The sequence below is a fragment of the Streptomyces sp. B6B3 genome (genome assembly GCF_039871525.1).
Classification (GTDB): Bacteria; Actinomycetota; Actinomycetes; order Streptomycetales; family Streptomycetaceae; genus Streptomyces.
Window position 1 is genome coordinate 35,151 of record NZ_JBDPLU010000020.1, and the last position, 24,496, is coordinate 59,646.

24 protein-coding genes are annotated in these 24,496 nt (G+C 72.6%); 9 read left to right on the plus strand and 15 right to left on the minus strand.

What is annotated here, in order from left to right:
- Positions 1-5: 5 nt before the first annotated feature.
- Genes purH through purN form a run of 3 tightly spaced genes read right to left on the minus strand, consistent with a single transcriptional unit; the run spans position 6 to position 2,406 of the window.
- Complete coding sequence (gene purH, locus ABGB06_RS31100; protein ID WP_347596156.1) at positions 6-1,592, minus strand: bifunctional phosphoribosylaminoimidazolecarboxamide formyltransferase/IMP cyclohydrolase; 1,587 nt, start codon at positions 1,590-1,592, stop codon at positions 6-8.
- Between the two features lie 20 nt (positions 1,593-1,612).
- Entirely contained in the window at positions 1,613-1,771 is a 159-nt protein-coding gene (locus ABGB06_RS31105) for a hypothetical protein (RefSeq protein WP_347595824.1), read from the minus strand.
- Positions 1,768-2,406 carry a phosphoribosylglycinamide formyltransferase gene (gene purN / locus ABGB06_RS31110; RefSeq protein ID WP_347595827.1) on the minus strand — a complete coding sequence of 213 codons (639 nt, stop codon included), beginning with the start codon at positions 2,404-2,406 and terminating at the stop codon, positions 1,768-1,770. The genes ABGB06_RS31105 and purN overlap by 4 nt, the downstream gene beginning before the upstream one ends.
- A 242-nt stretch (positions 2,407-2,648) precedes the next feature.
- Here purN and ABGB06_RS31115 point away from each other — a divergent pair, with 242 nt between their 5' ends.
- Positions 2,649-3,464: a hypothetical protein gene (locus ABGB06_RS31115; protein WP_347595830.1), complete on the plus strand. Its 816-nt coding sequence runs from the start codon at positions 2,649-2,651 to the stop codon at positions 3,462-3,464.
- A 60-nt stretch (positions 3,465-3,524) separates the two neighbouring features.
- Here the strand turns inward: ABGB06_RS31115 and ABGB06_RS31120 are convergent, their stop codons facing one another.
- Together ABGB06_RS31120 and ABGB06_RS31125 are read right to left on the minus strand one after the other, a co-directional pair.
- Positions 3,525-4,298, minus strand: a complete 774-nt coding sequence (locus ABGB06_RS31120; RefSeq protein WP_347595833.1) for a hypothetical protein — start codon at positions 4,296-4,298, stop codon at positions 3,525-3,527.
- Positions 4,295-4,834, minus strand: coding sequence for a SigE family RNA polymerase sigma factor (locus ABGB06_RS31125; protein WP_347595836.1), 540 nt, complete (start codon positions 4,832-4,834; stop codon positions 4,295-4,297). Before ABGB06_RS31125 ends, ABGB06_RS31120 begins: the two co-directional genes overlap by 4 nt.
- Positions 4,835-5,232: 398 nt before the next feature.
- On the opposite strand from ABGB06_RS31125, the gene ABGB06_RS31130 reads away from it, so the two are divergent.
- A complete protein-coding gene (locus tag ABGB06_RS31130; protein ID WP_347595839.1) occupies positions 5,233-5,655 on the plus strand; it encodes a hypothetical protein in 423 nt (140 codons plus the stop codon).
- 30 nt (positions 5,656-5,685) lie between these two features.
- Here ABGB06_RS31130 and ABGB06_RS31135 read toward each other — a convergent pair whose 3' ends face one another.
- Complete coding sequence (locus ABGB06_RS31135; protein ID WP_347595842.1) at positions 5,686-7,152, minus strand: DUF6350 family protein; 1,467 nt, start codon at positions 7,150-7,152, stop codon at positions 5,686-5,688.
- A gap of 75 nt (positions 7,153-7,227) precedes the next feature.
- On the opposite strand from ABGB06_RS31135, the gene ABGB06_RS31140 reads away from it, so the two are divergent.
- Positions 7,228-7,935, plus strand: coding sequence for a hypothetical protein (locus ABGB06_RS31140; RefSeq protein ID WP_347595845.1), 708 nt, complete (start codon positions 7,228-7,230; stop codon positions 7,933-7,935).
- A 220-nt stretch (positions 7,936-8,155) separates the two neighbouring features.
- Here ABGB06_RS31140 and sucD read toward each other — a convergent pair whose 3' ends face one another.
- The 3 genes from sucD to ABGB06_RS31155 form a co-directional block, all read right to left on the minus strand.
- The gene (sucD, locus tag ABGB06_RS31145; protein WP_347595848.1) at positions 8,156-9,040 is read right to left on the minus strand and encodes a succinate--CoA ligase subunit alpha; all 885 of its coding nucleotides are present in this window, start codon (positions 9,038-9,040) and stop codon (positions 8,156-8,158) included.
- A gap of 36 nt (positions 9,041-9,076) precedes the next feature.
- Positions 9,077-10,252, minus strand: coding sequence for an ADP-forming succinate--CoA ligase subunit beta (gene sucC / locus ABGB06_RS31150; protein ID WP_347595851.1), 1,176 nt, complete (start codon positions 10,250-10,252; stop codon positions 9,077-9,079).
- Between the two features lie 281 nt (positions 10,253-10,533).
- On the minus strand, positions 10,534-10,950 hold the full coding sequence (locus ABGB06_RS31155; protein ID WP_347595853.1) for a cobalamin B12-binding domain-containing protein: 417 nt from the start codon (positions 10,948-10,950) through the stop codon (positions 10,534-10,536).
- Between the two features lie 295 nt (positions 10,951-11,245).
- On the opposite strand from ABGB06_RS31155, the gene ABGB06_RS31160 reads away from it, so the two are divergent.
- A complete protein-coding gene (locus ABGB06_RS31160; RefSeq protein WP_347595856.1) occupies positions 11,246-12,832 on the plus strand; it encodes a M23 family metallopeptidase in 1,587 nt (528 codons plus the stop codon).
- Positions 12,833-12,917: 85 nt separating this feature from the next.
- Here the strand turns inward: ABGB06_RS31160 and ABGB06_RS31165 are convergent, their stop codons facing one another.
- Positions 12,918-13,793, minus strand: coding sequence for a hypothetical protein (locus ABGB06_RS31165; RefSeq protein WP_347595859.1), 876 nt, complete (start codon positions 13,791-13,793; stop codon positions 12,918-12,920).
- Between the two features lie 169 nt (positions 13,794-13,962).
- On the minus strand, positions 13,963-16,458 hold the full coding sequence (gene pcrA, locus ABGB06_RS31170; RefSeq protein ID WP_347595862.1) for a DNA helicase PcrA: 2,496 nt from the start codon (positions 16,456-16,458) through the stop codon (positions 13,963-13,965).
- A gap of 115 nt (positions 16,459-16,573) precedes the next feature.
- Between pcrA and ABGB06_RS31175 the strand changes: the two genes are divergently transcribed.
- From ABGB06_RS31175 to ABGB06_RS31195, 5 genes are all read left to right on the plus strand, one after another.
- Positions 16,574-17,197 (plus strand): DUF1707 domain-containing protein, encoded by a 624-nt coding sequence (locus tag ABGB06_RS31175; protein WP_347595864.1) that lies wholly within the window; start codon positions 16,574-16,576, stop codon positions 17,195-17,197.
- A gap of 147 nt (positions 17,198-17,344) precedes the next feature.
- Complete coding sequence (locus ABGB06_RS31180) at positions 17,345-17,875, plus strand: helix-turn-helix domain-containing protein (RefSeq protein ID WP_347595867.1); 531 nt, start codon at positions 17,345-17,347, stop codon at positions 17,873-17,875.
- Between the two features lie 233 nt (positions 17,876-18,108).
- The gene (locus ABGB06_RS31185; RefSeq protein ID WP_347595870.1) at positions 18,109-19,416 is read left to right on the plus strand and encodes an MFS transporter; all 1,308 of its coding nucleotides are present in this window, start codon (positions 18,109-18,111) and stop codon (positions 19,414-19,416) included.
- 219 nt (positions 19,417-19,635) lie between these two features.
- Positions 19,636-20,826 (plus strand): NlpC/P60 family protein, encoded by a 1,191-nt coding sequence (locus ABGB06_RS31190; protein ID WP_347595873.1) that lies wholly within the window; start codon positions 19,636-19,638, stop codon positions 20,824-20,826.
- A 22-nt stretch (positions 20,827-20,848) separates the two neighbouring features.
- Complete coding sequence (locus tag ABGB06_RS31195; protein WP_347595876.1) at positions 20,849-21,595, plus strand: hypothetical protein; 747 nt, start codon at positions 20,849-20,851, stop codon at positions 21,593-21,595.
- A gap of 72 nt (positions 21,596-21,667) precedes the next feature.
- On the opposite strand, the gene ABGB06_RS31200 is transcribed toward ABGB06_RS31195, so the two are convergent.
- From ABGB06_RS31200 to ABGB06_RS31215, 4 genes are read right to left on the minus strand one after another with little or no spacing between them, the layout of a single operon-like run.
- Positions 21,668-22,711, minus strand: coding sequence for a CU044_5270 family protein (locus ABGB06_RS31200; protein ID WP_347595879.1), 1,044 nt, complete (start codon positions 22,709-22,711; stop codon positions 21,668-21,670).
- Complete coding sequence (locus tag ABGB06_RS31205) at positions 22,711-23,346, minus strand: RNA polymerase sigma factor (RefSeq protein WP_347595881.1); 636 nt, start codon at positions 23,344-23,346, stop codon at positions 22,711-22,713. Before ABGB06_RS31205 ends, ABGB06_RS31200 begins: the two co-directional genes overlap by 1 nt.
- Before the next feature lie 44 nt (positions 23,347-23,390).
- Positions 23,391-23,588 (minus strand): DUF397 domain-containing protein, encoded by a 198-nt coding sequence (locus ABGB06_RS31210; protein ID WP_347595884.1) that lies wholly within the window; start codon positions 23,586-23,588, stop codon positions 23,391-23,393.
- Positions 23,564-24,415, minus strand: coding sequence for a helix-turn-helix transcriptional regulator (locus ABGB06_RS31215; protein ID WP_347595887.1), 852 nt, complete (start codon positions 24,413-24,415; stop codon positions 23,564-23,566). Before ABGB06_RS31215 ends, ABGB06_RS31210 begins: the two co-directional genes overlap by 25 nt.
- Positions 24,416-24,496: the final 81 nt, after the last annotated feature.

The window sequence follows — 24,496 nt, forward strand, 5'->3', positions numbered from 1 at the left end:
CGGGCTCAGTGGAAGAAGTGGCGGGTGCCCGTCAGGTAGAGGCTGAGCCCGGCGCCGCGGGCCGCCTCGATGACGGCCTCGTCGCGGACGGAGCCGCCGGGCTGCGCGACGGCGCGGACGCCCGCCTCGGCGAGCACCTCCAGGCCGTCGGGGAACGGGAAGAACGCGTCCGAGGCGGCGTACGCGCCCCGCGCTCGTTCCTCGCCGGCGCGCTGCACCGCGAGGCGGGCGGAGTCGACGCGGTTGACCTGTCCCATGCCCACGCCGACCGTGGCGCCGTCCCTGGCCAGCAGGATCGCGTTGGACTTCACCGCGCGGCAGGCGCGCCAGGCGAAGGCCAGCTCGGCGAGTTCGGCGTCCGACAGTGCCTCGCCGGCCGCCAGCCGCCAGCTGGCCGGGTCGTCGCCCGCGGCCTGGAGCCGGTCGGTCGTCTGCACCAGGGCGCCGCCGTCGATGCGGCGGTACTCGCGGGCCGCCACGGGCGCCCCGGCGCAGCGCAGCACCCGGATGTTCTTCTTCCTGGCGAGCACCTCGACCGCACCGTCCTCGTAGCCGGGGGCCACGATGACCTCCGTGAAGATCTCCGCGACCTGCTCGGCCAGCGCCACGGACACCGGCTGGTTGACGGCGATGACGCCGCCGTAGGCGGAGAGCGGGTCGCAGGCGTGCGCCTTGCGATGCGCCTCGGCGACGTCCGCGCCGATCGCGATGCCGCACGGGTTGGTGTGCTTGACGATCGCCACGCACGGCCGGTCGCCGTGGTCGTGCGCTGCGCGGCGCGCCGCCTCCGTGTCGACGTAGTTGTTGTACGACATCCCCTTGCCGTGCAGCTGCTCCGCGGCGGCCAGCCCGGCGCCCGAGCCGTCCCCGTACAGCGCCGCCGCCTGGTGCGGGTTCTCGCCGTAGCGCAGCACCCGGTCCAGCGACAGCGCGGTGCCGACGAAGGCCGGGAAGGCGTCGGCGTCCGGCGCGGTCTCCTCGGCGAACCAGGTGGCCACCGCCGCGTCGTACTCCGCCGTGTGCCGGAACGCGTCCGCCGCGAGGCGGCGCCGGGCCGCCAGGTCGAAGCCGCCGTCCGCGACGGCCTTCAGCAGCTCGTCGTACCGCGCCGGATCGACCACCACCGCCACGGACGGGTGATTCTTGGCCGCCGCGCGGACCATCGCGGGCCCGCCGATGTCGATCAGCTCCACGCACTCGTCGGGCGAGGCGCCCGAGGCGACGGTCTCCCGGAACGGGTAGAGGTTCGAGACGAGCAGGTCGAACGGCTCGATGTCGAGGTCCGCCAGCTGCGCCCGGTGCTCGGCGCGCCGCAGGTCGGCCAGCAGGCCCGCGTGCACCCGGGGGTGCAGGGTCTTCACCCGGCCGTCGAGGCATTCGGGGAAGCCGGTGAGCTCCTCCACGGCGGTCACGGGCACCCCGGCGGCCGCGATGGTGCCGGCCGTGGAGCCGGTGGAGACCAGCTCGACGCCGGCCGCGTGCAGGCCACGCGCCAGCTCGGCGAGGCCGGTCTTGTCGTAGACGCTGACCAGCGCGCGGCGGATGGGCCGCCGCGCGGCGCCGGTCTCGCCGTTGCTCGCGCCGTCGGTCACGGGGTCGGTCAGGGGGTCGGTCACGGGGTCGGCACCTTTCGTCCCTCGATGGTGTGGCCGTCGCGGGTCAGCCGTCCCACGACCTCGACCGCAGCCGCGCTGTCGGTCGTGCTGTCGATCGCGCTGTCAGCCGTGCTGTCGATCGCGCTGTCGGTCACCGTGTCCACGCTGTGGGTCACGGGATGGACACTTTTCGTCCCTTGACGGTGTAGCCGTCGCGGGCCAGCCGTCCCACGACCTCGACCAGCAGTCGCCGCTCCACGTCCTTGATGCGTTCGTGCAGCGACGACTCGTCGTCGTCCTCGCGGAGCTCGACCACGCCCTGGGCGATGATCGGCCCGCTGTCGATCCCGGCGTCCACGAAGTGGATCGTGCAGCCCGTGACCTTCACGCCGTGCGCCAGCGCGTCGCCGACCGCGTGCGCGCCGGGGAAGCTCGGCAGCAGCGCCGGGTGGGTGTTGATGAACCGGCCGCCGAACCGGGCCAGGAAGTCCGCGCCGACGATCTTCATGAAACCGGCCGAGACCACCAGGTCGGGCCGGTGCGCGGCGACCGCCTCGGCCAGCGCCGCGTCCCACGCGGCACGCGTCGGATGGTCCCTGACGCGTTCGACGAACGTCGGCAGCCCGGCGCGTTCCGCCCGGCGCAGGCCCTCGATGTCGGGGCGGTCGGCGCCGACCGCGACCACCTCGGCGCCGTACGCCGCGGCGCCGTGCTCGGCGACGGCGTCGAGCAGGGCCTGGAGGTTGGTGCCCGAACCCGACACCAGGACGACGAGGCGGGCCGGCGACGCCGGCTCTGGGGCAGCAGCCACGACGAGGGTCTTTCTCTCGGTGCGCGGGGTCGGTCGGGGCGGGCGGCCCCGCGCCACGATACCGGCAGGCCCGTCTGCCCCCACGCCCCGGGGCATGGCAGGGCCGGGCCACCGGCGCCGGATATCCCCGCGCTCGGCTCCCCCCGTGTCTCCTAACCGCCCGCTCCGGGTACCGTCGAAGCATGGCACCGCGTGTCTCTGGAGTGGCATGCGGGCGTACCGGAGGAGACGCGAAGAGCGAGATGACCGACCGACGCCGTGGTCCCGGCCAGCAGGACCGGCCCCGCGAGGAGGACAACCCGTTCGCTCCGCCGCCCGAGGGTCAGCCCGATCGGCCCTGGCGACCGCGTCATCCGGACCAGGACGACCCGGGCGGCGCCCGGGACGGCCAGGGCGATGGCCGGGGGGACGGAGATCCGCCGCGGCAGGACGACCAGCCGCCGCGTTGGGGCAGCCAGTGGAGCCGGCGGCAGCCGGGGCGGCAGAACGGTGGCTTCGGCGACCCGCCGCCGGGACCCGAGGGACGCGACCGGAACGGCAACGGCGGCCTGGGCGGCGGCCGGCGCTGGGACCCGAGCGACCCGGCGCAGCGGCACGCGCGGTTCTCGGTGCTGTCCGGGATGTGGGGCGTTTTCGCCGGTCTGCTCGGTTGGGAGTGGCTGGCCCTGCTGCTCGGCGCGCTGGCCCTGTACTGGGGCATCAGCGCGTTGCGCGGCGGCCCGAAGGAGAACGACGGCGGCACCAGGAGCGACGCCCGCCGCAACCGGCTCGTGGCGCAGCTGGAGGGTCGGGCGCCCGAGGAGCCGTCGCCGGGCCGGCGCTCCGGCGGCGCGGCCCCCGGGCAGCCGCGGTCGGACCGGCCGCAGCTGCCGGCGGCGATCGCGGGCACCGTGCTGGCCGCCGCGGCCCTGCTGATCGTGGCGACGACGTACACCGTGCAGCTGGTCTACAAGGACTACTTCGACTGCGTCGACGACGCCCTCACCCGCCCGTCGGCCGAATCGTGCGAGCAGCTCCTCCCGAGCCAGCTGCGCCCGTTCCTCACCGACCAGGAGTAGCCGCCCGGCCGGGGTGGCCAGGCACCCCGACCGGACAGCCCGTCGGCTGGCTCGGGCCGGCTAGCTCGCGTCCTGCGGGGGTGGCTCGCCCTCGACGATGTGGTAGGCGATGTCGGCGAGCGCCGGCTGCATCTCGTTGGCGGAGAACGGTCGCGGGACCGACGAGTTGCCGGCGACCGTGAACTCGATCGCCTGGTAGTCGCTGAGCCGCATCTCCATGCTGGCCGCCCCCGGGGCGTCGCCGCCGAACGTGTAGAGCCCGGAGTCGATCACGCCGTTCGTGTACATCCACGGCCCCGAGCACTGCTCGTGGTACTCCGCCTCCCGGCAGTTCAGCGGCGGGAGGCGGGTGCTGGACGCGGTCAGCCGGATACTGGCCTCGAACACGAAGCCCTCGGTCGCCAGACCCAGGCGCACATCCCAGGTCTCCGTCTCCTGGTTCGCGTCGTGTACCTCCTCGCCGCCGGCGATCTCCGGGTCTCCCCGCACCAGCCACTCCCCGTCCGACTCGACGAACACGGCCTCGGTCACCGCGACGAGCGCGCCGCTCACCGCCCCCGACTCCTCGGCGGTGAGTGGGACGTACGGCGACTCGGGCCACACGTCCGAGCTTGCGGCGGGCGGCGGGGCCTGGGGCGCCCACGGTCGCAGCGACGGCAGCGCCAGCACCGCCATGACGACCAGCACGGTGGCCAACGCGGCGCTCACCACCGCGCGGCGGCGGCGCTGCTCGCGTCGGGCACGGGTGGTGAGGGCGTCGAGGTCGAGTCGGAGGGGCGGCTCGTCCGCGACGGCGTCCTGAAGCACCAGCCCGATCGGATCGTCTGTTCTCATCGCGTCGGCTCCTGACTCGACGGGACCCGGTCCCCGTCACCGATGTGCTCGCGAAGCGTCCGCAGACCGCGCGCGGTCTGGCTCTTGACGTTGCCCTCGGAGCAGTTGAGCACCGCCGCCGCCTGGGCGACGGAGAGGTCGTCGAAGTAGCGCAGGACGATCGTCGCGCGCTGGCGGGGCGGCAGGGCGAGCAGCGCCCGACGCACCAGGCCCCGGGCGTGCATCCGTTCCGTGATCGTGTCCGGTTCGGCGTCGTCGTCCGGCGCGTCGGGCAGCAGCTCGCTGGTGTGCTCCCACCGGCGCCACGGCTTCCGCCGCTCGTCGAGCCAGGTGCGCACGAGCACGCGCCGGACGTAGGAGTTCAGCTCGTCGTGCCGGTCCAGGCGTGACCACGAGCGGTACATCTTGAGCAACGCGCTCTGCATCAGGTCCTCCGCCAGGTGCCAGTCGCCGCACAGCAGGTAGGCGGTGCGACGCATGGACCGGGCCTGACCCGCTGCGAACTGCCGGTAGTGCTCTTCGTCCTGCCGTCGCATCCCTGCCCCTTCCGTCTGTAGCCACGACGCGGATGGCGAAAGGGTTGCATCGCGGGACCCGTGCGCCGGGAACTGCCGGGAACTCGGGTGCGATGCAACACGGTCCACCGGATCGAGGTGGACACCGAGGTGGAGCGCCGGAAACTGCCGGGAACTCGGGTGCGATGCAACACGGTCCACCGGATCGAGGTGGACACCGAGGTGGAGCGCCGGGAACTGCCGGAAACTCGGGTGCGATGCAACACGGTCCACCGGATCGAGGTGGACACCGAGGTGGAGCGCCGGGAACTGCCGGGAACTCGGGTGCGATGCAACGCCTTCACGTGTCGGGCCGTGGCTAGGGAGGGAAGGCACTCTCCGAGCCCTCTACCGAGAGCTCACCACCGACGGGATCACTGATGACGAGATCGTCCTGGACCTCCGGCCTCCTGCGGCTGCGACCGGGAAGCGTGGCGCGGGCGGAGGATCTGCTGAACGCCTGCGTCCGGGAGTGTGCGGACCGGTTGGCCGCCGTGCGGGGGACGCTGGGCGTCGAGTCGACGCGGCTGGTGGCGGCGATCGGGGCGCTGGTCGTCGAGCACACAGCGGTGGACCCGTCCGACGACCGGTGTTTCGAGGCGCTGCTGCGGGTGTCGCGGGCCGGGTTGGCGGCGGAGGACCCCGGCCTGGCCCGGCGGGTGGCCGACACGGCGGTGGCGTTGCGCAGCCGGTCGGGTGGGGCGTGGCGGCTGCGCGGCGAGGCGCTCAGCGCGCTGGGGCGCGACGGGGAGGCGCTCGACGCCTTCGAACACGCCCGACGCCTGCCGGGCGGCGGCTCGTAGCCCTCCCGTAGCCCACCCGGCGGCGCCCCGTCACCCCCGCCGGTCCCGCTCCCCGGCCTCCCGGTCGGCGGCGCGGCGCTCCGACGGCCCCACGCCGGCGGGGAACTCCGGGATCAGCTCGCCGGAGGAGCGCTTGAGCTCGGCCCAGCGGGCCTCGCGGAAGACCGTGGCGCTCCAGTCGTCGACCCGTTCGGGACGGCGGCGGCGCAGGCGCCCGACGACCCGCCGCGTCTGGGCCGGCGCCCGCGGGGTGGCCGGGACCGGTTGGGGCGCCCGAGGCGGCTGGGGTGACCGGGGCGCCGGGGGTGGCGGGAGGGCGTGCCAGCTGATGAGGCGGGGGGCGCGCAGGCGCAGGGCACGCAGGACGAGGGCCAGGGGGGTGCCGAGCCCCGTGATCCAGGCCGCGGCGGCCAGGCCGGTGAGCCAGGGGTCGGGGCCGAACCGCGCGAGCGTCCCGGTGCCGAGCGGCCCGCCGGACAGCGTGGCCAGCAGCGTCAGCGCCACGCCCGTGCCGGCCGCCCCGAGGAGCACGCTCAGCAGCGTGCCGGTCCAGCTCGTCGCCGTCTCCCGCGCGCCACGCGCCGGGACGGCGGAGCGCGCCGCGCACCACGCCGTGGCGAGCACCACCGCGATCGGCACGGCGGCGGCGCAGGCCCAGCCGAAGCCGCCGGGCGGCCCGTCCGGCGCCGCCACGAGCAGCGGGAACGCCGGCAGCGCGACGCCGTCGCCGGCCGGCGCGAAGGGGCCGACCGGGTTGCCCGCGCCGAGCGTGAAACCGGGTCCCAGCCCGTACGACGCGGCCCACACGGCCGCGTTCGGCAGCAGCGCCACGCAGAGCGCGAGCAGCGACGCCTGCCCCGGCCAGCCGCCACCCAGCTGGTCCAGCCCGTCCCGCGCCTCGCCGCCCTGCCGGACCACGGCACCGAGGGCGAGCAGCGTGCCCGCCACGCCCAACGCCAATGTGCCGGCCGCCGTGACCCGGGCCGCGTCGGCCAGCGAGCGGTTCAGCACCCAGGGGTGGCCGCCCAGCGACCAGACGGCGCCGGCGGCGACGGCCAGCGCGAACAGCGGCAGGCAGACCGCCGCGCTCAGCGGGCGCGCGCTGAGCGGCGCACCGGTCGTGAACAGCACCGCGCCCGCGCCGGCCAGCAGGTAGCCGCCGGCCACCGCCCGGGCCGTGCGCCACATCTCGGCGGACCCCTCGAGCGCGCCACGCATCGCGCGGTACAGCAGCCAGGCGGGCAGCGCGGTGAGCAGCAGCGGGGTCAGTCCGACGGGCGCGGGCACGCCGCCGAGGGTCTCGGCCCGCAGCAGCTGGGCGCCGTGGGCCAGCAGCCACAGGTCGGCCGCCACCCGCGTCGCGTCGCGGAGGCCGCTGTCCTGGTAGGGCGAGATCGTCCACAGCAGGAGGACGACCGCGACCAGCGTGCCGAGACCCAGCCCGGCCGCCAGCAGTCCTTCGAACATCCACCGGGCAGCGCGCTGGAGAGGATTCACGTACCCATGCTGCCAATAACACCCGCTTGATATGTGTAATGGATATTTTCTTGTCGTGTCGATCAATATGTACCTATGAGCCTATTTTCGTCTTCCGTTGGTTCGGCCTCGGATTCCGCGGCGGCGTTCGACCAGCTGCACATCAGGCACGCGGACGCCCTGGTCCGGCAGGCGTTCCTGCTGTGCGGGCGGCAGGGCCAGGCGCGGCGGGCGGTGGGACGCGCGTTCCGGCTGGCCTGGGAGCGCTGGCCCGAGGTGGCGGCCGATCCGGACCCGGCGGGCTGGGTGCGGGCGGCGGCGCACGACTACGCGCTCTCCCCGTGGCTCAGCTGGGTGCGCGGCGGGCCCAGGACCAGGGCGCGGGCCGCGGGGCGGACGTTTCCCGGGCCGCCGCGGGACCGGGCACTCCTGGAGGCGCTGCTCCGGCTGCCCCCCGGCTACCGGCGTGCCCTGGTGCTGCACGACGCGGTCGGGCTCACGGAGACGCGGACCGCGGCCGAGTCGGAGGCCAGCCTGGCCGCGACGAGGGGGCGGATCGGCTGCGCCCGCGAGTACGTGGCCTGCTGGGTGCCCCGGCTGGCCGACGCGGAGCCGGACGAGCGGGGCACGGTGCTGCACGAGCTGCTCGTCGGGCTGACGGCAGCGCGGATCGCGCCCGTCGAGATGGGCGCCGCGCGGGTCAGGGCGGCGAGCGAACGCGCCACCCGCCTCCGCACCTGGCTGACGCTGGCGCTGGTGGCACTGGTGGCGACGGCCATCGGCGCCGCCGCGCTGGCTGGCTAGCCGGGCGCGGACTGGTACGCGCCGGGCCGGCGGCGGCTCGGTGAGGAGGCCCCAGGGCAGGCGGGAGACACGACCGAACAGCACAACGGGCCGGCGGCGGCTCGACGAGGAGGCCCCACGGCAGGCGGGAGACACGACCGAACAGCACAACGGGCCGGCGGCGGCTCGGTGAGGAGTCGCCGCCGGCCCGGAGGGGGCTGGCCGGGTGGCCGGGGTGCGCTCAGGCGGTGAGGAGCTCCCGGGCGAGGCGGGCGGTCTCCGAGGGGGTCTTGCCGACGCGGACGCCGGCGGCCTCGAGGGCCTCCTTCTTGGCCTGGGCGGTGCCGGAGGAGCCGGAGACGATGGCGCCGGCGTGGCCCATGGTCTTGCCCTCGGGCGCGGTGAAGCCGGCGACGTAGCCGACGACGGGCTTGGTGACGTTCGCCTTGATGTAGTCCGCGGCGCGTTCCTCCGCGTCGCCGCCGATCTCGCCGATCATGACGATGAGATCGGTGTCCGGGTCGTCCTGGAAGGCGGCGAGGGCGTCGATGTGGGTGGTGCCGATGACGGGGTCGCCGCCGATGCCGACGCACGTGGAGAAGCCGATGTCCCGCAGTTCGTACATCATCTGGTAGGTGAGGGTGCCGGACTTGGAGACCAGGCCGATGCGGCCCGGCTTGGTGATGTCGGCGGGGATGATGCCGGCGTTGGACTGGCCGGGGGTGATCAGGCCGGGGCAGTTGGGTCCGACGATGCGGGTCTTGTTGCCCTTGTGGCCGGCGTAGGCCCAGAAGGCCGCGGTGTCGTGGACCGCGATGCCCTCGGTGATCACGACCGCCAGCGGGATCTCCGCGTCGATCGCCTCGATGACCGCGTCCTTGGTGAACTTCTCCGGCACGAAGATCACGGTGACGTTCGCGCCGGTGGCCTCGACGGCCTCCTTGACGCTGCCGAAGACCGGCACCTCGGTGCCGTCGAAGTCCAGCGACTGGCCCGCCTTGCGCGGGTTGACGCCGCCGACGATGGCGGTGCCGGAGGCCAGCATCCGGCGGGTGTGCTTCTGGCCCTCCGAGCCGGTCATCCCCTGGACGATGACCTTGCTCTCCTTGGTGAGGAAGATAGCCATGGCTGTGTTCGTGTCCTGTCTCGTCCTGGTGGGGTGCTACTTGGCTGCCAGCTCGGCGGCGCGCTGGGCGGCGCCGTCCATGGTGTCGACCTGCTCGACCAGCGGGTGGTCGGCGTCGGTGAGGATCTTGCGACCCAGCTCCGCGTTGTTGCCGTCCAACCGGACCACCAGCGGCTTGGTGACCTCCTCGCCACGCGAGGTCAGCAGCTGAAGCGCCTGCACGATGCCGTTGGCGACCGCGTCACAGGCGGTGATACCGCCGAAGACGTTGACGAACACGGACGTGACGTCCGGGTCACCGAGGATGATCTCCAGACCGTTGGCCATCACCTCGGCCGAGGCGCCACCCCCGATGTCCAGGAAGTTCGCCGGCGTCACACCACCGTGCGCCTCACCGGCGTAGGCGACGACGTCCAGGGTGGACATCACCAGACCGGCACCGTTGCCGATGATGCCGACCGAGCCGCCCTCCAGCTTGACGTAGTTCAGGCCCTTGGCCTTGGCCGCCGCCTCCAGCGGGTTGGCCGCGCCCTTGTCCTCCAACGCGGCGTGGTCGGGCTGGCGGAACTCGGCGTTGGCGTCCAGCGACACCTTGCCGTCCAGCGCGATGATCTGCCCGTCACCGGTCTTGACCAGCGGGTTGACCTCGACCAGCAGCGCGTCCTCGGCCACGAAGACCTTCCACAGCCGCTGGAGCACGTCCGCGACCTGGTCGGCGACAGCGGCGGGGAAACGGGCCGCGGCGACGATCTCGGCCGCCTTGGCCGGCGTCACGCCCTCGATGGAGTCCACCGGGATCTTCGCCAGCGCCTCGGGCTTGGTCGCCGCGACCTCCTCGATGTCCATGCCACCCTCGACGGAGGCCATGGCCAGGAAGGTCCGGTTGGTGCGGTCCAACAGGAAGGAGACGTAGTACTCCTCCGCGATGTCCGCGGTCTGCGCCAGCATCACCTGCCGGACGGTGTGACCCTTGATGTCCATACCCAGGATCGCGTCGGCCTTGGCCACCGCGTCCTCCGGGTCGGACGCCAGCTTCACACCCCCGGCCTTGCCCCGACCGCCGGTCTTCACCTGCGCCTTGACGACCGCGCGACCTCCGAGTCGCTCGGCCACCTCGCGCGCCGCCGCCGGCGTGTCGATGACTTCACCGGCCAGCACCGGCACGTCATGCTTGGCGAAGAGGTCCCTCGCCTGGTACTCGAACAGGTCCACGCGCGTCCGTCCTCACTCAGTGATCTCGCGGAGTGTGATCTCGCGGTTCGTTGTCGTCTCAGCCGTGGGCGTGCCGCGTGGCCGCGTGGGCGCGGCAGCAGCACAGGGCGCCGGGCACGCGGCATGTCCGAAGTGCAGCGTATCTGTGCGCCCACGGGCACCCCTAACCGCGTCTGCCGGGCAGGCGGTGAAACCGGTCACATCGGGCGGGGCTGAGTGCCGAGAGGAAGGGCAGGGAGGGCGGGAGGGTGGGGACGGGCGGGGACGGGGACGGGCGGGGCTCAGGCCGTCTCGGCCGTGCGGCCGACGTGCTCCCGGACCCAGGCGACCACGTCGCCGGTCGGGGCACCGGGCGTGAAGATCTCCGCGACGCCCCGGGCCTTCAGCGGCGCGATGTCGTCCTCCGGGATGATGCCGCCGCCGAAGACGGTGATGTCGGCCGCGTCGCGCTCCCTGAGCAGCTCGATGACCCGGGCGAAGAGCGTGTTGTGCGCGCCGGAGAGGATCGAGAGCCCGATGGCGTCGGCATCCTCCTGGATCGCGGTGTCCACGATCTGCTCGGGCGTCTGGTGCAGCCCGGTGTAGATGACCTCCATGCCGGCGTCCCGCAGCGCCCGCGCGATCACCTTGGCGCCCCGGTCGTGCCCGTCCAGACCCGGCTTGGCGACCACGACGCGAATCGGACCCGATACACCCATTGCAGCCATTGCAGCCTCCACGGCGAACGAACGTTAACGCAAGCATCTCGCATCGACCCGGGCGGCGCCAAGCAAATCGAACGATCGTCGAACATGTGTCGAACGAATCGTGCGCAGTAGCGGGGGACCACGCAAGGGCGGAGCCGAAAGGCAGGCGAATGCCCGTTTCCTGCGCCAGAGAAACCACAGAAGCCAAGGCGAAAGATTGTGGCCGCCGCATACCGCCGGGTACAGTCGCCGCGCACGCAGTCGCCGGGCCCCGCCCGCTCCGGTAGTCCAGCCGAAAGGCACATCGGTGACCGATCGTCAGATGTCGGGAGTCTTCGTCCCGACCGCCCCCACTGACGAGCTCGGCGACCCCTGGTACCCGCACCACGAGACCGCGCCGGCATACGGCGCGGAGGCGTACGGCGCGGAGGCGTACGGCTCCGGCGGGTACGGTGCCGAGGCGTACGGCGACGCCGGACACGCCGGGTACCCGGGCGGCACCGTGGCGGCCCCCGTCTTCGATCCACTGACGGATCCGCTGACCGATCCGCTCACCGGCGACCCGTTCACCGGCGGATACGGCGCGGAGGGAGCGGATGGATTTGCCGCCGGGTACGACGCGGATTATGGCGCGGTAACCGGTTATGGCGCGGGATACGACGGCGTCGCGCAGGCCGAGGGCGGCTACGATCCCGGAGGCGCCTATCCCGGTGGCCACCAGGCCGGATTCGACCCGGGATTCACCTCCGAGTACGGCTTCCAGGCCGGCTATCAGGCCGGTTATCAGGGCGACGCGGCCTGGACCGCCACGGACGAGCTCGGCCTCCCCCAACAGCAGCACGCCGCGTACTCCTTCGACGAGTCCGCGCACGCTCCCGAGGCTCAGGGCATCCCCGACACCTACGACCTCGCGACGACACCACCGGCCCCAGGAGTCCAGGAGACTCCCGGGGCCGACGGCTACGAGGGCTACCCGGACGCCCCGTCCGAGGGCTACGACGGCTACGAGGGCCCCGTCGGTGACGTCGCCGACGCCACGCCGGAGGACCCTGCCGCGCCCGCCGGAGACATCGAGCACGACGGAAACTCCGAGGACGCTCCCGAGGAACGCCCCGCCGCGCACGTTCCCGACGCGGGCCCCGTGCAGCGGAAGGCACGACGCCGACGCGCCGCGTCCCCGCGCGCCCGGTCCGCGTTCTTCAGCGTCGCCGCGCCCTCCCTCGCCGTGCTGGGTGTCACCGCCGTCGCCACGGCCGCGACGGTCAGCGACTCGGGCACCGGCAACGACCCGGCCCCCGTCGCCGCGCCCGACCCCGGCGACGTCGAGCAGGTGGCGGCGAACGAGGAGTTCGACACGCAGCTGACCGGGGTTTCGGCCGCGGTCAACGACTACGCCGACCGCGCCAGCCAGACCCAGGGTCAGCTCGACCTGGAGGCGCAGCGCGAGGCGGAGGAGCGCGAGGCCGCCGAGGAGGCGGCGCGGCTGGAGGCGCTCCGGCCGAAGTTCGCGCTGCCCGTCGAGCAGAACGGTCTGAGCGCGTACTTCGGCGACGCGGGCATCAACTGGATGTCCCTGCACACCGGCATCGACTTCCCCGTCAGCTACGGCACGCCGGTGATGGCCGCGACCGACGGCTCGATCACCACCCAGTGGCACGCCAGCTACGGGAACATGATGATCCTCACCGCCGAGGACGGCACCGAGACCTGGTACGCGCACCTGAGCAGCACGGTCTACACCTCAGGCTGGGTGCAGGCCGGCACGGTCATCGGGTACTCCGGCGACTCCGGCAACTCCACGGGCCCGCACCTGCACTTCGAGGTCCGCCCGTACGGCGGCGACGCCATCGACCCGCTGACCTGGCTGCGCGAGCACGGTCTCGAACCGACCTGAGCAGTGGCACGCACCACAAGAAGAGGCCCGCCCGCCCCTCTCGGGGCCGGCGGGCCGTTCTGTGCGCAGTCGTTGGGTGGCGCGGCTAGCGACCCAGCGCCGTCGCGCGGTCGCTCATGCGCTTGAAGACGGCGAGCACGACGATCGGGGCGACGAACAGGAAGATCCAGTTGATCGCGCTCGCGCCGTCCTTCCAGGCGTCGAAGATGTCCCCGAAGTCGCCGAAGAAGTAGCCGAACGCGCTCTTGGTCTCAAGCCCCTGTGCGGCGAGCTCCTCCTCCGTGGCGCCCGTGATGTCCACGACCTCGCTCTCCATGTTGGCCTGGATCACGGCCATGGTGAGGATCTCGCCGAGGAACACGGCGAGCGCTGCGAACGCCGCCGCCACGCCAGCGACGACCCAGTTGCGCGGGGCCAGCTTGCCGACCGGGAGGGCGATCAGCAGACCCACGACGATGGCCGCGTAGGTGTACTGCGGGAAGGTCGGCTCCTGGCCGGCCATCAGGTCCTCGGCCGCGCCGCGCGCGTCGTAGATGCTGCCGAGCCCGTAGCCGTACAGCAGGAACAGCACGACCATCGCGCCGAAGGCGGCGAGGATGGCGATCGGTGCCTTGCCGTTGTCGACCGGGGTGGGCGGCGGGGTCGGCGCCGGGTAACCGCCGCCGGCGGGGGCGCCGAAGGGCTGCTGCGGCTGGCCGGGCTGCCCGGGCATGGGGCCGGTCGGCTGCCCCTGTTGCGGGTAGCCGTAGCCGGGGGGCTGCTGTTGCTGCTGCGGGTAGCCGTACCCAGGCTGCTGCTGCGGCGGCTGCTGCTGTTGCGGCGGCTGGCCGTATCCGCCCGGCTGTTGCTGCGGCGGCTGACCGTATCCACCTGGCTGTTGCGGCGGCTGGCCATACCCGCCCGGCTGCTGCGGCGGCTGGCCATACCCGCCGTTCGGCTGCTGCTGCCAGGGCTGGCTCATGTGTTTTCCCCTGGGGTTCGTGGAGGTGAACGTACTCCGGGGGTGTTCGGAAATGATCAGAACTGGAGTACGAGATTCATGTTGTCATTGTCATCTCATCTCGCCGCGGCGCCCACCACAACCCCTTTCCCCGAGCTGTGACACGACGGCGACATCCCCTTGCCCCAGCTCAGAGCTTCTCTACCGGAGCGTAACGGAGCAACAGCCGTTTGGGTTTCTCGCCCCCGAAGTCGATGGTCGCCTCCGCCCGGTCCCCGCTCCCCTGCACCCCGACGACGGTGCCCATGCCGAAGCTGTCGTGGGTCACCCGGTCCCCCGGAGCGAGCGACACGACGGGCCGGTCCGCCATCCGCCGGGTCGCGAAACCGCCGGTGCCCCGACGGTTGCCTCCGCCGACTCCACCGCCGATGCCCCCGCCTCCTCCACCGATTCCGGACGACGGCGTGCCGCCGGTCCGGCTCGGCGCGCTCAGCGCGGCCATGCCGCCCGCCCGCCGCCACTCGACGTACTCGTCCGGGATCTCGTCGAGGAACCGGGAGGGCGGGTTGTGCTGCGGCGAACCCCAGGCGCTGCGCAACTCGGCGCGGGAGAGGTACAGCCGCTGCCGGGCCCGGGTGATGCCGACGTAGGCGAGCCGGCGTTCCTCCTCCAGCTCCTTGGTCTTGCCGAGCGACCGCATGTGCGGGAAGACGCCGTCCTCCATGCCGGTCAGGAAGACCACGGGGAACTCCAGGCCCTTCGCGGTGTGCAGCGTCATCAACGTGATCACGCCGCCGCCGTCGCCGTCCTCCGTGTCCGGGATCTCGTCCGAGTCGGCGACCAGCGCGACCCGTTCCAGGAAGTCGGCCAGCGTGCCCGGGTCGTCCTCGCCCCGGTCCTGCTCGAACTCCAGGGCCACCGCGGCCAGCTCCTGGAGGTTCTCCACCCGGGTCTCGTCCTGCGGGTCGGTGGAGGACTGCAACTCCTCCAGGTATCCGGTCTGCTCCAGCACCGCCTCCAGCACGGTGGCCGGGCCCGCGCCCGACTCCACCACCGTGCGCAGCTCCTCCAGCAGCACGTTGAAGCGCCTGACCGCGTTCGCCGAACGCGCCGCCATGCCGTACGCCTCGTCGACCCGGCGCAGCGCCTGGGCGAACGAGATCCGCTCGCGCGACGCCAGCGCCTCGATCATCGCCTCGGCGCGGTCGCCGATGCCGCGCTTGGGAACGTTGAGGATGCGGCGCAGCGGCACGGTGTCCTCGGGGTTCGCCAGCACCCGCAGGTACGCCAGCACGTCGCGGACCTCGCGGCGCTCGTAGAAGCGGACGCCGCCGACCACCTTGTACGGCAGGCCGACGCGGATGAAGACCTCCTCGAACACCCGGGACTGCGCGTTGGTGCGGTAGAACACCGCGACGTCGCCGGGGCGGGCGTCCCCCGCGTCGCTCAGCCGGTCGATCTCGTCGGCGACGAACTGCGCCTCGTCGTGCTCGCTGTCGGCGACCCAGCCGACGATCCCGGCGCCGGCGCCGGCGTTGGTCCACAGGTTCTTCGGGCGGCGGTCCGCGTTCCGCGCGATGACGGCGTTGGCGGCGGACAGGATGGTCTGGGTGGAGCGGTAGTTCTGCTCCAGCAGGAGGGTGGTGGCCTGGGGGAAGTCCTGCTCGAACTGCAGGATGTTGCGGATCGTGGCGCCGCGGAAGGCGTAGATCGACTGGTCGGCGTCGCCCACCACGCACAGCTCGGCCGGGTCCTGCTCGCCGACCAGCAGCCGGACCAGGGTGTACTGCGCGATGTTGGTGTCCTGGTACTCGTCCACCAGGACGTGCCGGAACCGGCGGCGGTAGTGCTCGGCCACGTCGGGGAACGCGTCGAGCAGGTGCACGGCCGTCATGATGATGTCGTCGAAGTCCAGCGCGTTGGCCTCGCGCAGCCGCGACTGGTAGAGCGTGTACGCCTCGGCGAGCGTCTTCTCGAAGCCGTCGCTGGCCTGGGCGGCGAAGTCCTCGGGGTCGATCAGCTCGTTCTTCAGGTTCGAGACCTTGGCGCTGAACGACTTCGGCGGGTACCGCTTCGGGTCCAGGTCGAGGTCCCGGCAGACCAGCGCCATCAGGCGGCGCGCGTCGGCGGCGTCGTAGATCGAGAAGCTGGAGGTGAAGCCGAGCTTCTTGCTCTCCCGGCGCAGGATCCGGACGCAGGCGCTGTGGAACGTCATCACCCACATCGCGTTCGCCCGCGGGCCGACCAGTTCGGTGACGCGCTCGCGCATCTCGCCTGCGGCCTTGTTGGTGAAGGTGATCGCCAGGATCTGGCCCGGATGCGCGCCGCGGGCGGCGAGCAGGTAGGCGACCCGGTGGGTCAGCACCCGGGTCTTGCCGGAACCGGCGCCGGCCACGATCAGCAACGGGGCGCCGCTGTGCGTGACGGCGGCGCGCTGCTCCTCGTTCAGCCCCTCCAGGAGCGCGGCGGGGTCGGTGACCGGCTTCCGCGCGCCGTTGCGGTAGTAGGCGTCCTCGTCGGCGCGCTTCGGCTCGGCGAAGGAGCCGGCGAACAGCGCGTCCACCGCCTCGTCCGCGGCGCCGCCGATGCCGCCGCCGTCGCCGTGCTCGTGGTCAGGCGGAGGCGGCGGCTCCTCGCCCGTGGGTCCGAGGTCCGCCAGCGCGTTGTCGTCAAAGAGGCCGCTCATCGCTCCCGAGTCTAGGGCTCCCCACTCTCACTCCTCACCCCGGCGCGAGCCCGGAACCGCCTCGCGCGCGGCCACCACTCCACGCCCGACGACACCGCTTCTAGACTCCATGTTCATGCCGCACTCCACGCCCTCCGAGGGCCTGCCCGAGCCCGCCCGCCGCGCGGAGTTGCGCGCCTCGCACGACGACCGGGAGGCCGTGGTCGAACGGCTGCGGGAGGCGGCCGGCGAGGGGCGGCTGGAGATCCCCGAGCTGGAGCAGCGCCTGGAACGCGCGCTCACGGCCAAGACGTACGGCGAGTTGGCGGAGCTCACCGCCGACCTGCCCGAGCCGGCCGCGCCGCCGCAGCCGGCCGAACGTGGGGAGCCGCTCGTGCTCAAGGGCGGCCTGCACGGCGCGGAGCGGGTCGGCCGTTGGACGGTGCCGGCCAGGATCGTCGCGCGCGGTGGGATGGGCGGCGTCAAGCTCGACTTCACCCGGGCGATCTGCCCGTGGCCCGAGTTCGAGGTCGAGGTGCGCGGCGAGATGGCGGGCGTCACGATCATCGTGCCGGACGGCTGGGCGGTGGACACCACGGGCGTGGACCCGGGGCTCGGCGGCCTGCGGAACAAGACGACCCCCGACCGGCTCCCGGACACACCGCTGCTCCGCCTCACCGGCTCGGGCGGCATGGCGGGCGCCGTGGTCCGCCACCCCAACCGCTGGGAGCGGCGCAGGCTGCGCGACAACCCGGCGTAGCGAGCTTGCTGGGCTGGTCCGACTGGCACGCCTGGCTGCTGCCCACGACCCCGCTCCTCGTTGAGCTTCCACCCCGTTGCGGCGAACCTCGCGCAACACCAAAAGAAGTGTTTGACGGTGGCGGTGCGTCCGCCGCATACTCCGGTCATGCCCGCGCCCGACCACGAACCCGAGCTGAGCGCCCTCCGGGCCCTGGCCCACCCGCTCCGCCTGCGCCTGCTCTCGCTGCTGACCGCCCGCCCCATGAGCGCCACCGAGGCCGCCAGGGCGCTCGGCTCCTCGCAGGCCAACGTCAGCTACCACCTGCGGCTGCTGCACTCCGTCGGCCTCCTGGAACTGGCCGAGGAGGTGGCGGTGCGGGGCGGTCGCGCGAAGCGGTACCGGCACGCGCCGAGCAGCGGCGAGTCCGTCGCTCCCGGTTCCCGCGACGACTACGTCGTGCTGGCCGCGGCCGTCGGCGAGGAGTTGCTGCGCCGCAGCCGCGCGCGGGACACGGACGTCCGCGGCGACTTCACCGACGCGGAGATGACGGTGTCCCCCGAGACCTGGCAGCGGGCCCGCACGCTCGCCGCGGAGTTGGGTGACGTGATCCACGCCGGCGCGCTTCCCACCGACGCGCCGGGCGCGATGCGGATCAGCGCGACGGTGATGCTGTTCGCCCTGCGGGCCGAGCAGTGACCGGGGAAGGCCCCGGGGCGGACGCGCGGGAGGCTGCCCGGCCGGGCGTCTGGGCGCCACTGCGGCTGGTCACCACCCTCCGGAGGGCGTCATGACAGGGCCAACCACCCGGCCGGGCGTCACGGCACCGCTGCGGCTGGTTACCACCCTCCGGAGGGCGTCATGACAGGGCCAACCACCCGGCCGGGCGTCTGGGCGCCACTGCGGCTGGTTACCACCCTCCGGAGGGCGTCATGACAGGGCCGACCACCCGGCCGGGCGTCACGGCACCGCTGCGGCTGGTTGCTTTTCGGCGGCTGGTGGCGGGGCGAACGCTGACCCAACTCGCCAACACCATGGCGCCCGTGGCCCTGGCGTTCGCCGTCCTCGACCTCTCGGGGTCGGTCATCGATCTCGGGCTCGTCGTCGGCGCCAGGTCGGCGGCGGTCGTCCTGCTCGTGCTGTGGGGCGGCCTGCTGGCCGACCGGCTGCCCAAGCCCGTCATCCTCCAGGGCGCGAGCGGCGCCGCCGCGCTCGTGCAGGCGACGATCGCCGCGAGCCTGCTCCTCGACGTCGCCACGCTGCCGTTGCTGGTCTCGCTCAGCGTGCTCAACGGCGCCGTGGCGGCGGTCTCGATGCCCGCCTCGGCCTCCCTCACCCCACGCACGGTGCCGACCGAACTGCTGCGCGCCGCGAACGCGGTCGCCCGGATGGGCGTCAACGGCGGCATGATCGCCGGCGCCTCGCTCGGCGGCTCGCTGGCCGCCACACTCGGCCCCGGCTGGGGCCTCGCCGCCAACGCCGTCGTGTTCCTGTGCGCCGCCCTCGCCTACCACGGGCTGCGCCTCCCACCCGCGGCGAGCACCGGATCAGCGCCGACGGGCGGCCGCGTCGGACCGTTGCGCGAGCTGCGGGACGGCTGGACCGAGTTCGCCTCCCGGACGTGGGTCTGGGTCGTCGTCGCGCAGTTCTTCGTGGTCAACGCGGTGACCTCCGGCGGCATCCAGGTGCTCGGCCCGGCGATCGCCGACGACACGTTCGGGCGCACCGCGTGGGGCCTCGTGCTCGCCACCCAACTCGTGGGCGCCCTGGTCGGCGGCGTGCTCGTGGCCCGCGCCCGGCTGAAGCATCCGCTGCGCGTCGGCGTGGCCGTGGTGGCGCTGGACGCGCTGCCGCTGCTCGCGCTCGCCGAGACGGCGCCGCTCGCGTTGCTCGTCGTCGCCATGTTCGTGAACGGCCTCGCCATAGAGCAGTTCGGCGTCGCCTGGGAGGTGTCGCTGCAGGAGAACATCCCCGACGACCGGCTGGCCCGGGTCTACTCGTACGACATGCTCGGCTCGCTCCTCGCCCTCCCGCTCGGCGAGATCGCGGCCGGGCCGCTGGCCGAGCACTTCGGCGCGCGGGCGACGTTGCTCGGCGGCGTGGCCCTCAGCGTGGCCGTCACCGCCGCCGCGCTGTGCAGTTCCCAGGTCCGCGCGCTGACCGCCGCCGACGGCGGGATCGTCGCGGGCGAGTCGGACACGTCGCCCAAGGTCGCCCCGAGCCCCGAGACCCCTGGCTGACCGCCGGCCGAGCCGGGAACACCGGGAACGACCCGGACACATCGCCCAAGGTCACGAAATGATTTCGGTCACATCGCGGGTAAATCGCATAACAGCCTTCACAAACGAGTGGATGTGTGGCTAGCGTGCGGCGGCAGGCGACGAGGGTCGCCTCCGCCGCAGCCGGCCCTCGGGGGGCCAGCCCGGTGCGCGGTCGGCTCAGGGAAGGAGACGCCCAGGGTGGGTTCCCATCGCAAGCCTCGCACCGGCCTTCTGGAACGGCCCGCCGCGCGACGCGGCGCCATCGGCGTCGGCGCCGCGGCACTCGTGTCAGCGACGCTGCTGAGCTCGTCGGCGTACGCCGACGACGACGACACTCCCTCGATCGAGGAGCAGCGGGAACGCGCCAACGACGCCCGCGACCGCGCCCAGGAGGTCCGCGACGAGGTCGACCGCCTGTACCGCGAGGCGGGCACGGCCACCCAGCGCTTCAACGAGGCCGAGGAGGACGTCGAGGAGCAGCAGGACACCGTCGACGAGGCGTTGGACGCCGCCGCCGAGGCCACCGAGGAGGTCAACGAGGCGCGCAGGGTGCTCGGCACCTTCGCCGCCGCCCAGTACCGCCACGGCGGGGGCGGCATGCCCGAGACCGCGACGCTGCTGCTGGCCACGGACCCCAAGGCGTTCTTCGACCAGAGCCACACCCTGGACCGGCTCGGCGACCAACAAGAGCAGGCCCTGGAGGACTTCGAGACCCGCCAGGCGGACGCCAGCGAACACAGCGCCGAGGCGGCCGACGCGCTGGAGGAGCTGGAGGACCGCGAGGCCGCCCTGCAGGACGAGAAGGACACCGTCCAGGAGAAGCTCGCCGACGCCCGGTCGCTGCTGGACGAGATGACCGACGAGGAGCAGGCGGCCTTCGACGAGCTGGAGCGGCTGGAGCAGGAGGAGGCCGAACGGCTCGCCCGCGAGGCCGAGGAACGCCGCCAGCAGCAGGAGGCCGAGGAGGCCGCCCAGGAAGCCGCCGAACAGGAGAGTTCAGCCGGCGACTCGTCGGGCGGCGGCACGGACGGCTCGTACGCCTCGCTCGCCGACCAGGCCATCGCGTTCGCGGAGGCGCAGCTGGGCAAGCCGTACGTGTGGGGCGCCACCGGACCCGACTCGTACGACTGCTCGGGCCTCACCCAGGCGGCGTGGCTCGCGGCCGGCGTCGAGATACCCCGGGTCACCTGGGACCAGGTGAACTACGGGACCTCGGTCACCCGCGACCAGCTCCAGCCGGGCGACCTGGTCTTCTTCTACGACGACATCAGCCACGTGGGCCTCTACATCGGCGACGGCCAGATGATCCACGCCCCGAAGCCGGGCGACGTCGTCAAGTACGAGTCGATCGACGTGATGCCCATCTACAGCTACGTGCGGCCCGCCTAGATCCCCCGCCCAGAATCCCACGGTGTTCACCGTCGCAGACCGGAAACGGGTTCGGGACCTCCTGCTCGCGCGCGCCCGCGCCGACGAGGCCGTCGTCGGCGCGGCCTACACCGGGTCGCTCGCCACCGGGAACGAGGACCGCTGGTCGGACACCGACCTGGTGCTCTCCGTTCGCGGCGACGACGTGACCGAGACCCTGGAACGCTGGAGCCGCTGGTTCTACGCCGAACTCGACGCGCGCCACCACTGGGACCTGTCGGCGCCGCCGGCCGTCATCCGCGTCTTCCTGCTGCCCGGCTGGCTCGAACTCGACGTGACCTTCACCCCGGAGGCCAACTTCGGCCCGCGCGGCCCGCAGTGGCAGACGCTTTTCGGCCGGACGCGGCCCATCCAGCCCTTCGCTCCCCCGGACGCCAACACGCTGATCGGGCTGCTCTGGCACCACGCCCTGCACGCCCGCGTCTGCATCCAGCGCGAGCGTTGGTGGCAGGCGCAGCACTGGATCGGCGAGATGCGCGCCCACGTGGTCGAACTGGCCTGCGCCCGGCTCGGCCACCCCACCTCCCACGCGAAGGGCGCGCACCTGCTTCCTGACGAGCTGACGGCCCGGCTGGAAGCCACTCTCGTCACCGAGCTGACCGCGCCGGAACTCAACCGCGCCCTGGCCGAGGCACTCTCCCTCGTGACGGCCGAGCTTCGACAGAGCGCGCCCGAACTCGCCACGCGCCTGGGGCCGATGCTCGAAGAATTGCTGGAGGGCCAGAGCTGACGCCGTCCCCGCCGGCTGGTGCGGCGGGGACGGCGTTGTTCGGGTGTTCGGGTGTTCGGGTCAGGCTCGGGCTCAGGCGCCGGGGCTGGTGGATGGGACCTGGCCGGGCTCGTCGACGACGCCGACGCGGGAGATGGCGAACGTCTCGTACACCGTGCCCGCCCCGCCGAACGGGCCCGATTCGGTGACGACGCCGCGCAGGCCCAGCAGCCGGGACATGTCCCCGGCGAAGATCCACTCCCGGCTCCAGCCGTCGTGCTCCCGGGCGATGGCCACTCCCTCGCGGCCCATCGCGTCCTCGGCGTCCTCATGGGTGACGACGCCGGGAATCATCGCGGCGGCCCGGTAGAGCGTGGCGGCGGTGTCCGGCGGAACCAGACCAGTGGACAGCAGGGTGCCGATGATCTCGAACGCGCCCTGGTCCGGCGGCAGCGGGTCCCCGCTGTTCGCACCGTACTGCCTCTCGGCCTCGTCGTAGATCTGCTCCAGCAGCACCTCGGGGTCGGTGGGCAGGCTTTCCAGCAACCGGTAGGTCGGCTCGGACAGCGAGGGGTCGGTCACGGCGGGATACCACTCGTCGCCGTGTTCCTCACGCTCCAGGGAGCGCCGACTGCCGTCCACCGAGGACCACCGTTCGGAGCTGGCCTCCCGGCGTTCCAGCTCGAACGAATCCTCGTCCGTCATGACCTGGTTGTGGATGAAGCCGGTGACCTCGGCGTAGACGTACTGGTCGTCGGCCGGGGGCTCCTGTGTGGCTCGGCCGGCGGCCTGCGCGGCCAGCGTGAGCAGTTCCGCGGCGGTCGGGGGGACCTCCTGCACCTGGTCCCGGTCGGAGCCGGGGGCCTCGTCGCCGTCCCCTCCGGCGTAGATCAGGCCCGCCGTGACGGCGAGGGCGCAGGCGACCGCCGTGGGCGCCAGGACCAGTGTCAGGCGACGACGGGAACGGCTCGGGCTCCCGGCCGTGTCCGGGGTGCTGCTGCGGCCGTACTCCTCGCGCAGGGCGGACCTGAGCAGCGCCTGCCGCTCCGGGTCCATGCCGGGGTCGTGGGCGGTCGGGTCGGGCAGCAGGCTGGTCAGCTCCGCGATGTCGCGGTCGTGTTCGGACGTGGGATTCATCAGGTCGTGTCCCTCCTAGACGAGGCCGCAGGGCGGCGACTGCTAGGTATGTGTCCTTTTGCAGCGGGTGGTTCCGTTTCGGTACGGATGCCGCGCAGTTCGTCCTGCGTCAACCTCTGCAGGCGGGCGCGGGCCCGGGACAGGCGGGAGCGCACGGTGCCGACCGGAACGCCGAGCGCGGCGGCGGCCTCCGGATAGCTCAGCCCCGACCACACGCACAGCGTGAACACCTCGCGCTCCTTGCGGCGGAGCCCGTTCAGCGCCCTGACGGCGGCGGCCAGTTGTTCGGCGTCGGCGATCCGGCCGACGACCTCCTCGGCGATGTCCGGTGCCGAGCCACCGGGCGGCAGGCGGGACAGCGCGGCCCGGTGCCGGCGGGCGGAACGGGCGGTGTTGCGCAGCACGTTGGTGGCGATGCCGAGCAACCAGGAGCGAACGCTCAGCACCTCACCCCGCAGCTTGTCCCGCAGTCGCCACGCCTCCAGGAACGTCAACGACACGACGTCCTCGGCCTGATGTCGGTCCCCGGTGGAGCGCAGGGCATGCGCGAACACCACACGCACGTGGGCGTCGTATATCTCGTCGAACGCGTCGAGGTCCCCCGACCTCACGCGTTGATGCAGCGTTGCCTCCATGCCCGGATGTGTCTGGGCACGCCCCGCAGTTCCTGTGATCCAGGTCACAACCTCACGGAGTCAACGAACGCCTGCCAGGCGGGGGCGGGGACGACCAGGGCGGGGCCGGGATTCTTGCTGTCCTGCACGGGCACGACGCCGGAGAAGTCGTCCGAGACCTCCACGCAGTCTCCCCCGTTGGCGTTCGAGTAGCTGCTCCGTCGCCAATTGGTGGCGGTCAGGTCGGGTCGGGGGGCTCGCATGTCCTGCTGTCCTTCTCCATCAGGGAACGGATGAACTCCAGGGAGTCCCGCGGCGAGAGCGCCACATCTCGCAACTGATCGTAGGCCAGCCTGAGCTGATCGACCTCTGTGGTGTCCTCGATCAAATCTCCGGATGTGCTCCCCTCCAGATAGGCCACGGGCCGGCCGTCCGGCATGGAGAGGATGGTGAGACATCCGCCCAGCAAATAGTGCAGTCCGGCAGCGAACGGCAGCACTTGGACTGTCACGTTGTCGCGTTCGGCCGTCGTCACCAGGTGCTCCAGCTGTCGCGCCCAAGCAGCCGGGTCACGCAGTTCCCGGCGCAGCGCGGACTCGTCGAGAATCGCCCGGAGGTGCAGCGGCTCGTCGCCGACCAGCCGGGCCTGCCTGGCCAGCCGGAGGGAAACCTGCTCCGCCAACCGCTCCTCGTCCCGGGGCTGCGCCGTGCCCAGTTGCTCGCGAGCGTATTCCTCGGTCTGCAGAAGTCCGGGCACGGTGCTGACCGAGTAGTGCCACATGATCCGGGCGTCCTCCGCCAGGCGCATGTATCGCACGTAGCGGTCGAGGTATGCCTGCTCCCGGGCCAAGTCCCAGAGGTTCTGCAGATGCCGACCGGCTCCGTAGACCTCATCAAGAATCTCGGCGTTGCGGCGTTCACCCAGGCGTTCGCCGCGTTCCAGGCGATTCAGGTGTGTCCTGTCGAGCATGCTCCGCTCGCCCAGTTCGGCCAGTGACCAGCCGGATTCCGCGCGGAGCTTCTGCAGTTCCTGCGCGAAGACGCGTCGGGCATTCGGTTTCGGATTCTGTGATCCATTCTTCGGCGGCACGTGGCGCCCTCCCAGGTTCTCGGAATACCTCCTCTGTTGCCGAACGAGATCAGCAACAGAGCCTCCCACCAGCGGTTTTAA

What these genes read in the sequence shown, in the direction of transcription:
- ABGB06_RS31185 (WP_347595870.1), top strand. Translation starts at nt 18,109, where the DNA reads ATGACAGGGCCGACCACCCGGCCGGGCGTCACGGCACCGCTGCGGCTG.
- ABGB06_RS31115 (WP_347595830.1), top strand. Translation starts at nt 2,649, where the DNA reads ATGACCGACCGACGCCGTGGTCCCGGCCAGCAGGACCGGCCCCGCGAG.
- pcrA (WP_347595862.1), bottom strand. Translation starts at nt 16,458, where the DNA reads ATGAGCGGCCTCTTTGACGACAACGCGCTGGCGGACCTCGGACCCACG.
- ABGB06_RS31200 (WP_347595879.1), bottom strand. Translation starts at nt 22,711, where the DNA reads ATGAATCCCACGTCCGAACACGACCGCGACATCGCGGAGCTGACCAGC.
- ABGB06_RS31205 (WP_347595881.1), bottom strand. Translation starts at nt 23,346, where the DNA reads ATGGAGGCAACGCTGCATCAACGCGTGAGGTCGGGGGACCTCGACGCG.
- sucD (WP_347595848.1), bottom strand. Translation starts at nt 9,040, where the DNA reads ATGGCTATCTTCCTCACCAAGGAGAGCAAGGTCATCGTCCAGGGGATG.
- ABGB06_RS31120 (WP_347595833.1), bottom strand. Translation starts at nt 4,298, where the DNA reads ATGAGAACAGACGATCCGATCGGGCTGGTGCTTCAGGACGCCGTCGCG.
- ABGB06_RS31210 (WP_347595884.1), bottom strand. Translation starts at nt 23,588, where the DNA reads ATGCGAGCCCCCCGACCCGACCTGACCGCCACCAATTGGCGACGGAGC.
- ABGB06_RS31140 (WP_347595845.1), top strand. Translation starts at nt 7,228, where the DNA reads ATGAGCCTATTTTCGTCTTCCGTTGGTTCGGCCTCGGATTCCGCGGCG.
- ABGB06_RS31155 (WP_347595853.1), bottom strand. Translation starts at nt 10,950, where the DNA reads ATGGGTGTATCGGGTCCGATTCGCGTCGTGGTCGCCAAGCCGGGTCTG.
- ABGB06_RS31125 (WP_347595836.1), bottom strand. Translation starts at nt 4,834, where the DNA reads ATGCGACGGCAGGACGAAGAGCACTACCGGCAGTTCGCAGCGGGTCAG.
- ABGB06_RS31180 (WP_347595867.1), top strand. Translation starts at nt 17,345, where the DNA reads ATGCCCGCGCCCGACCACGAACCCGAGCTGAGCGCCCTCCGGGCCCTG.
- ABGB06_RS31130 (WP_347595839.1), top strand. Translation starts at nt 5,233, where the DNA reads ATGACGAGATCGTCCTGGACCTCCGGCCTCCTGCGGCTGCGACCGGGA.
- ABGB06_RS31175 (WP_347595864.1), top strand. Translation starts at nt 16,574, where the DNA reads ATGCCGCACTCCACGCCCTCCGAGGGCCTGCCCGAGCCCGCCCGCCGC.
- ABGB06_RS31165 (WP_347595859.1), bottom strand. Translation starts at nt 13,793, where the DNA reads ATGAGCCAGCCCTGGCAGCAGCAGCCGAACGGCGGGTATGGCCAGCCG.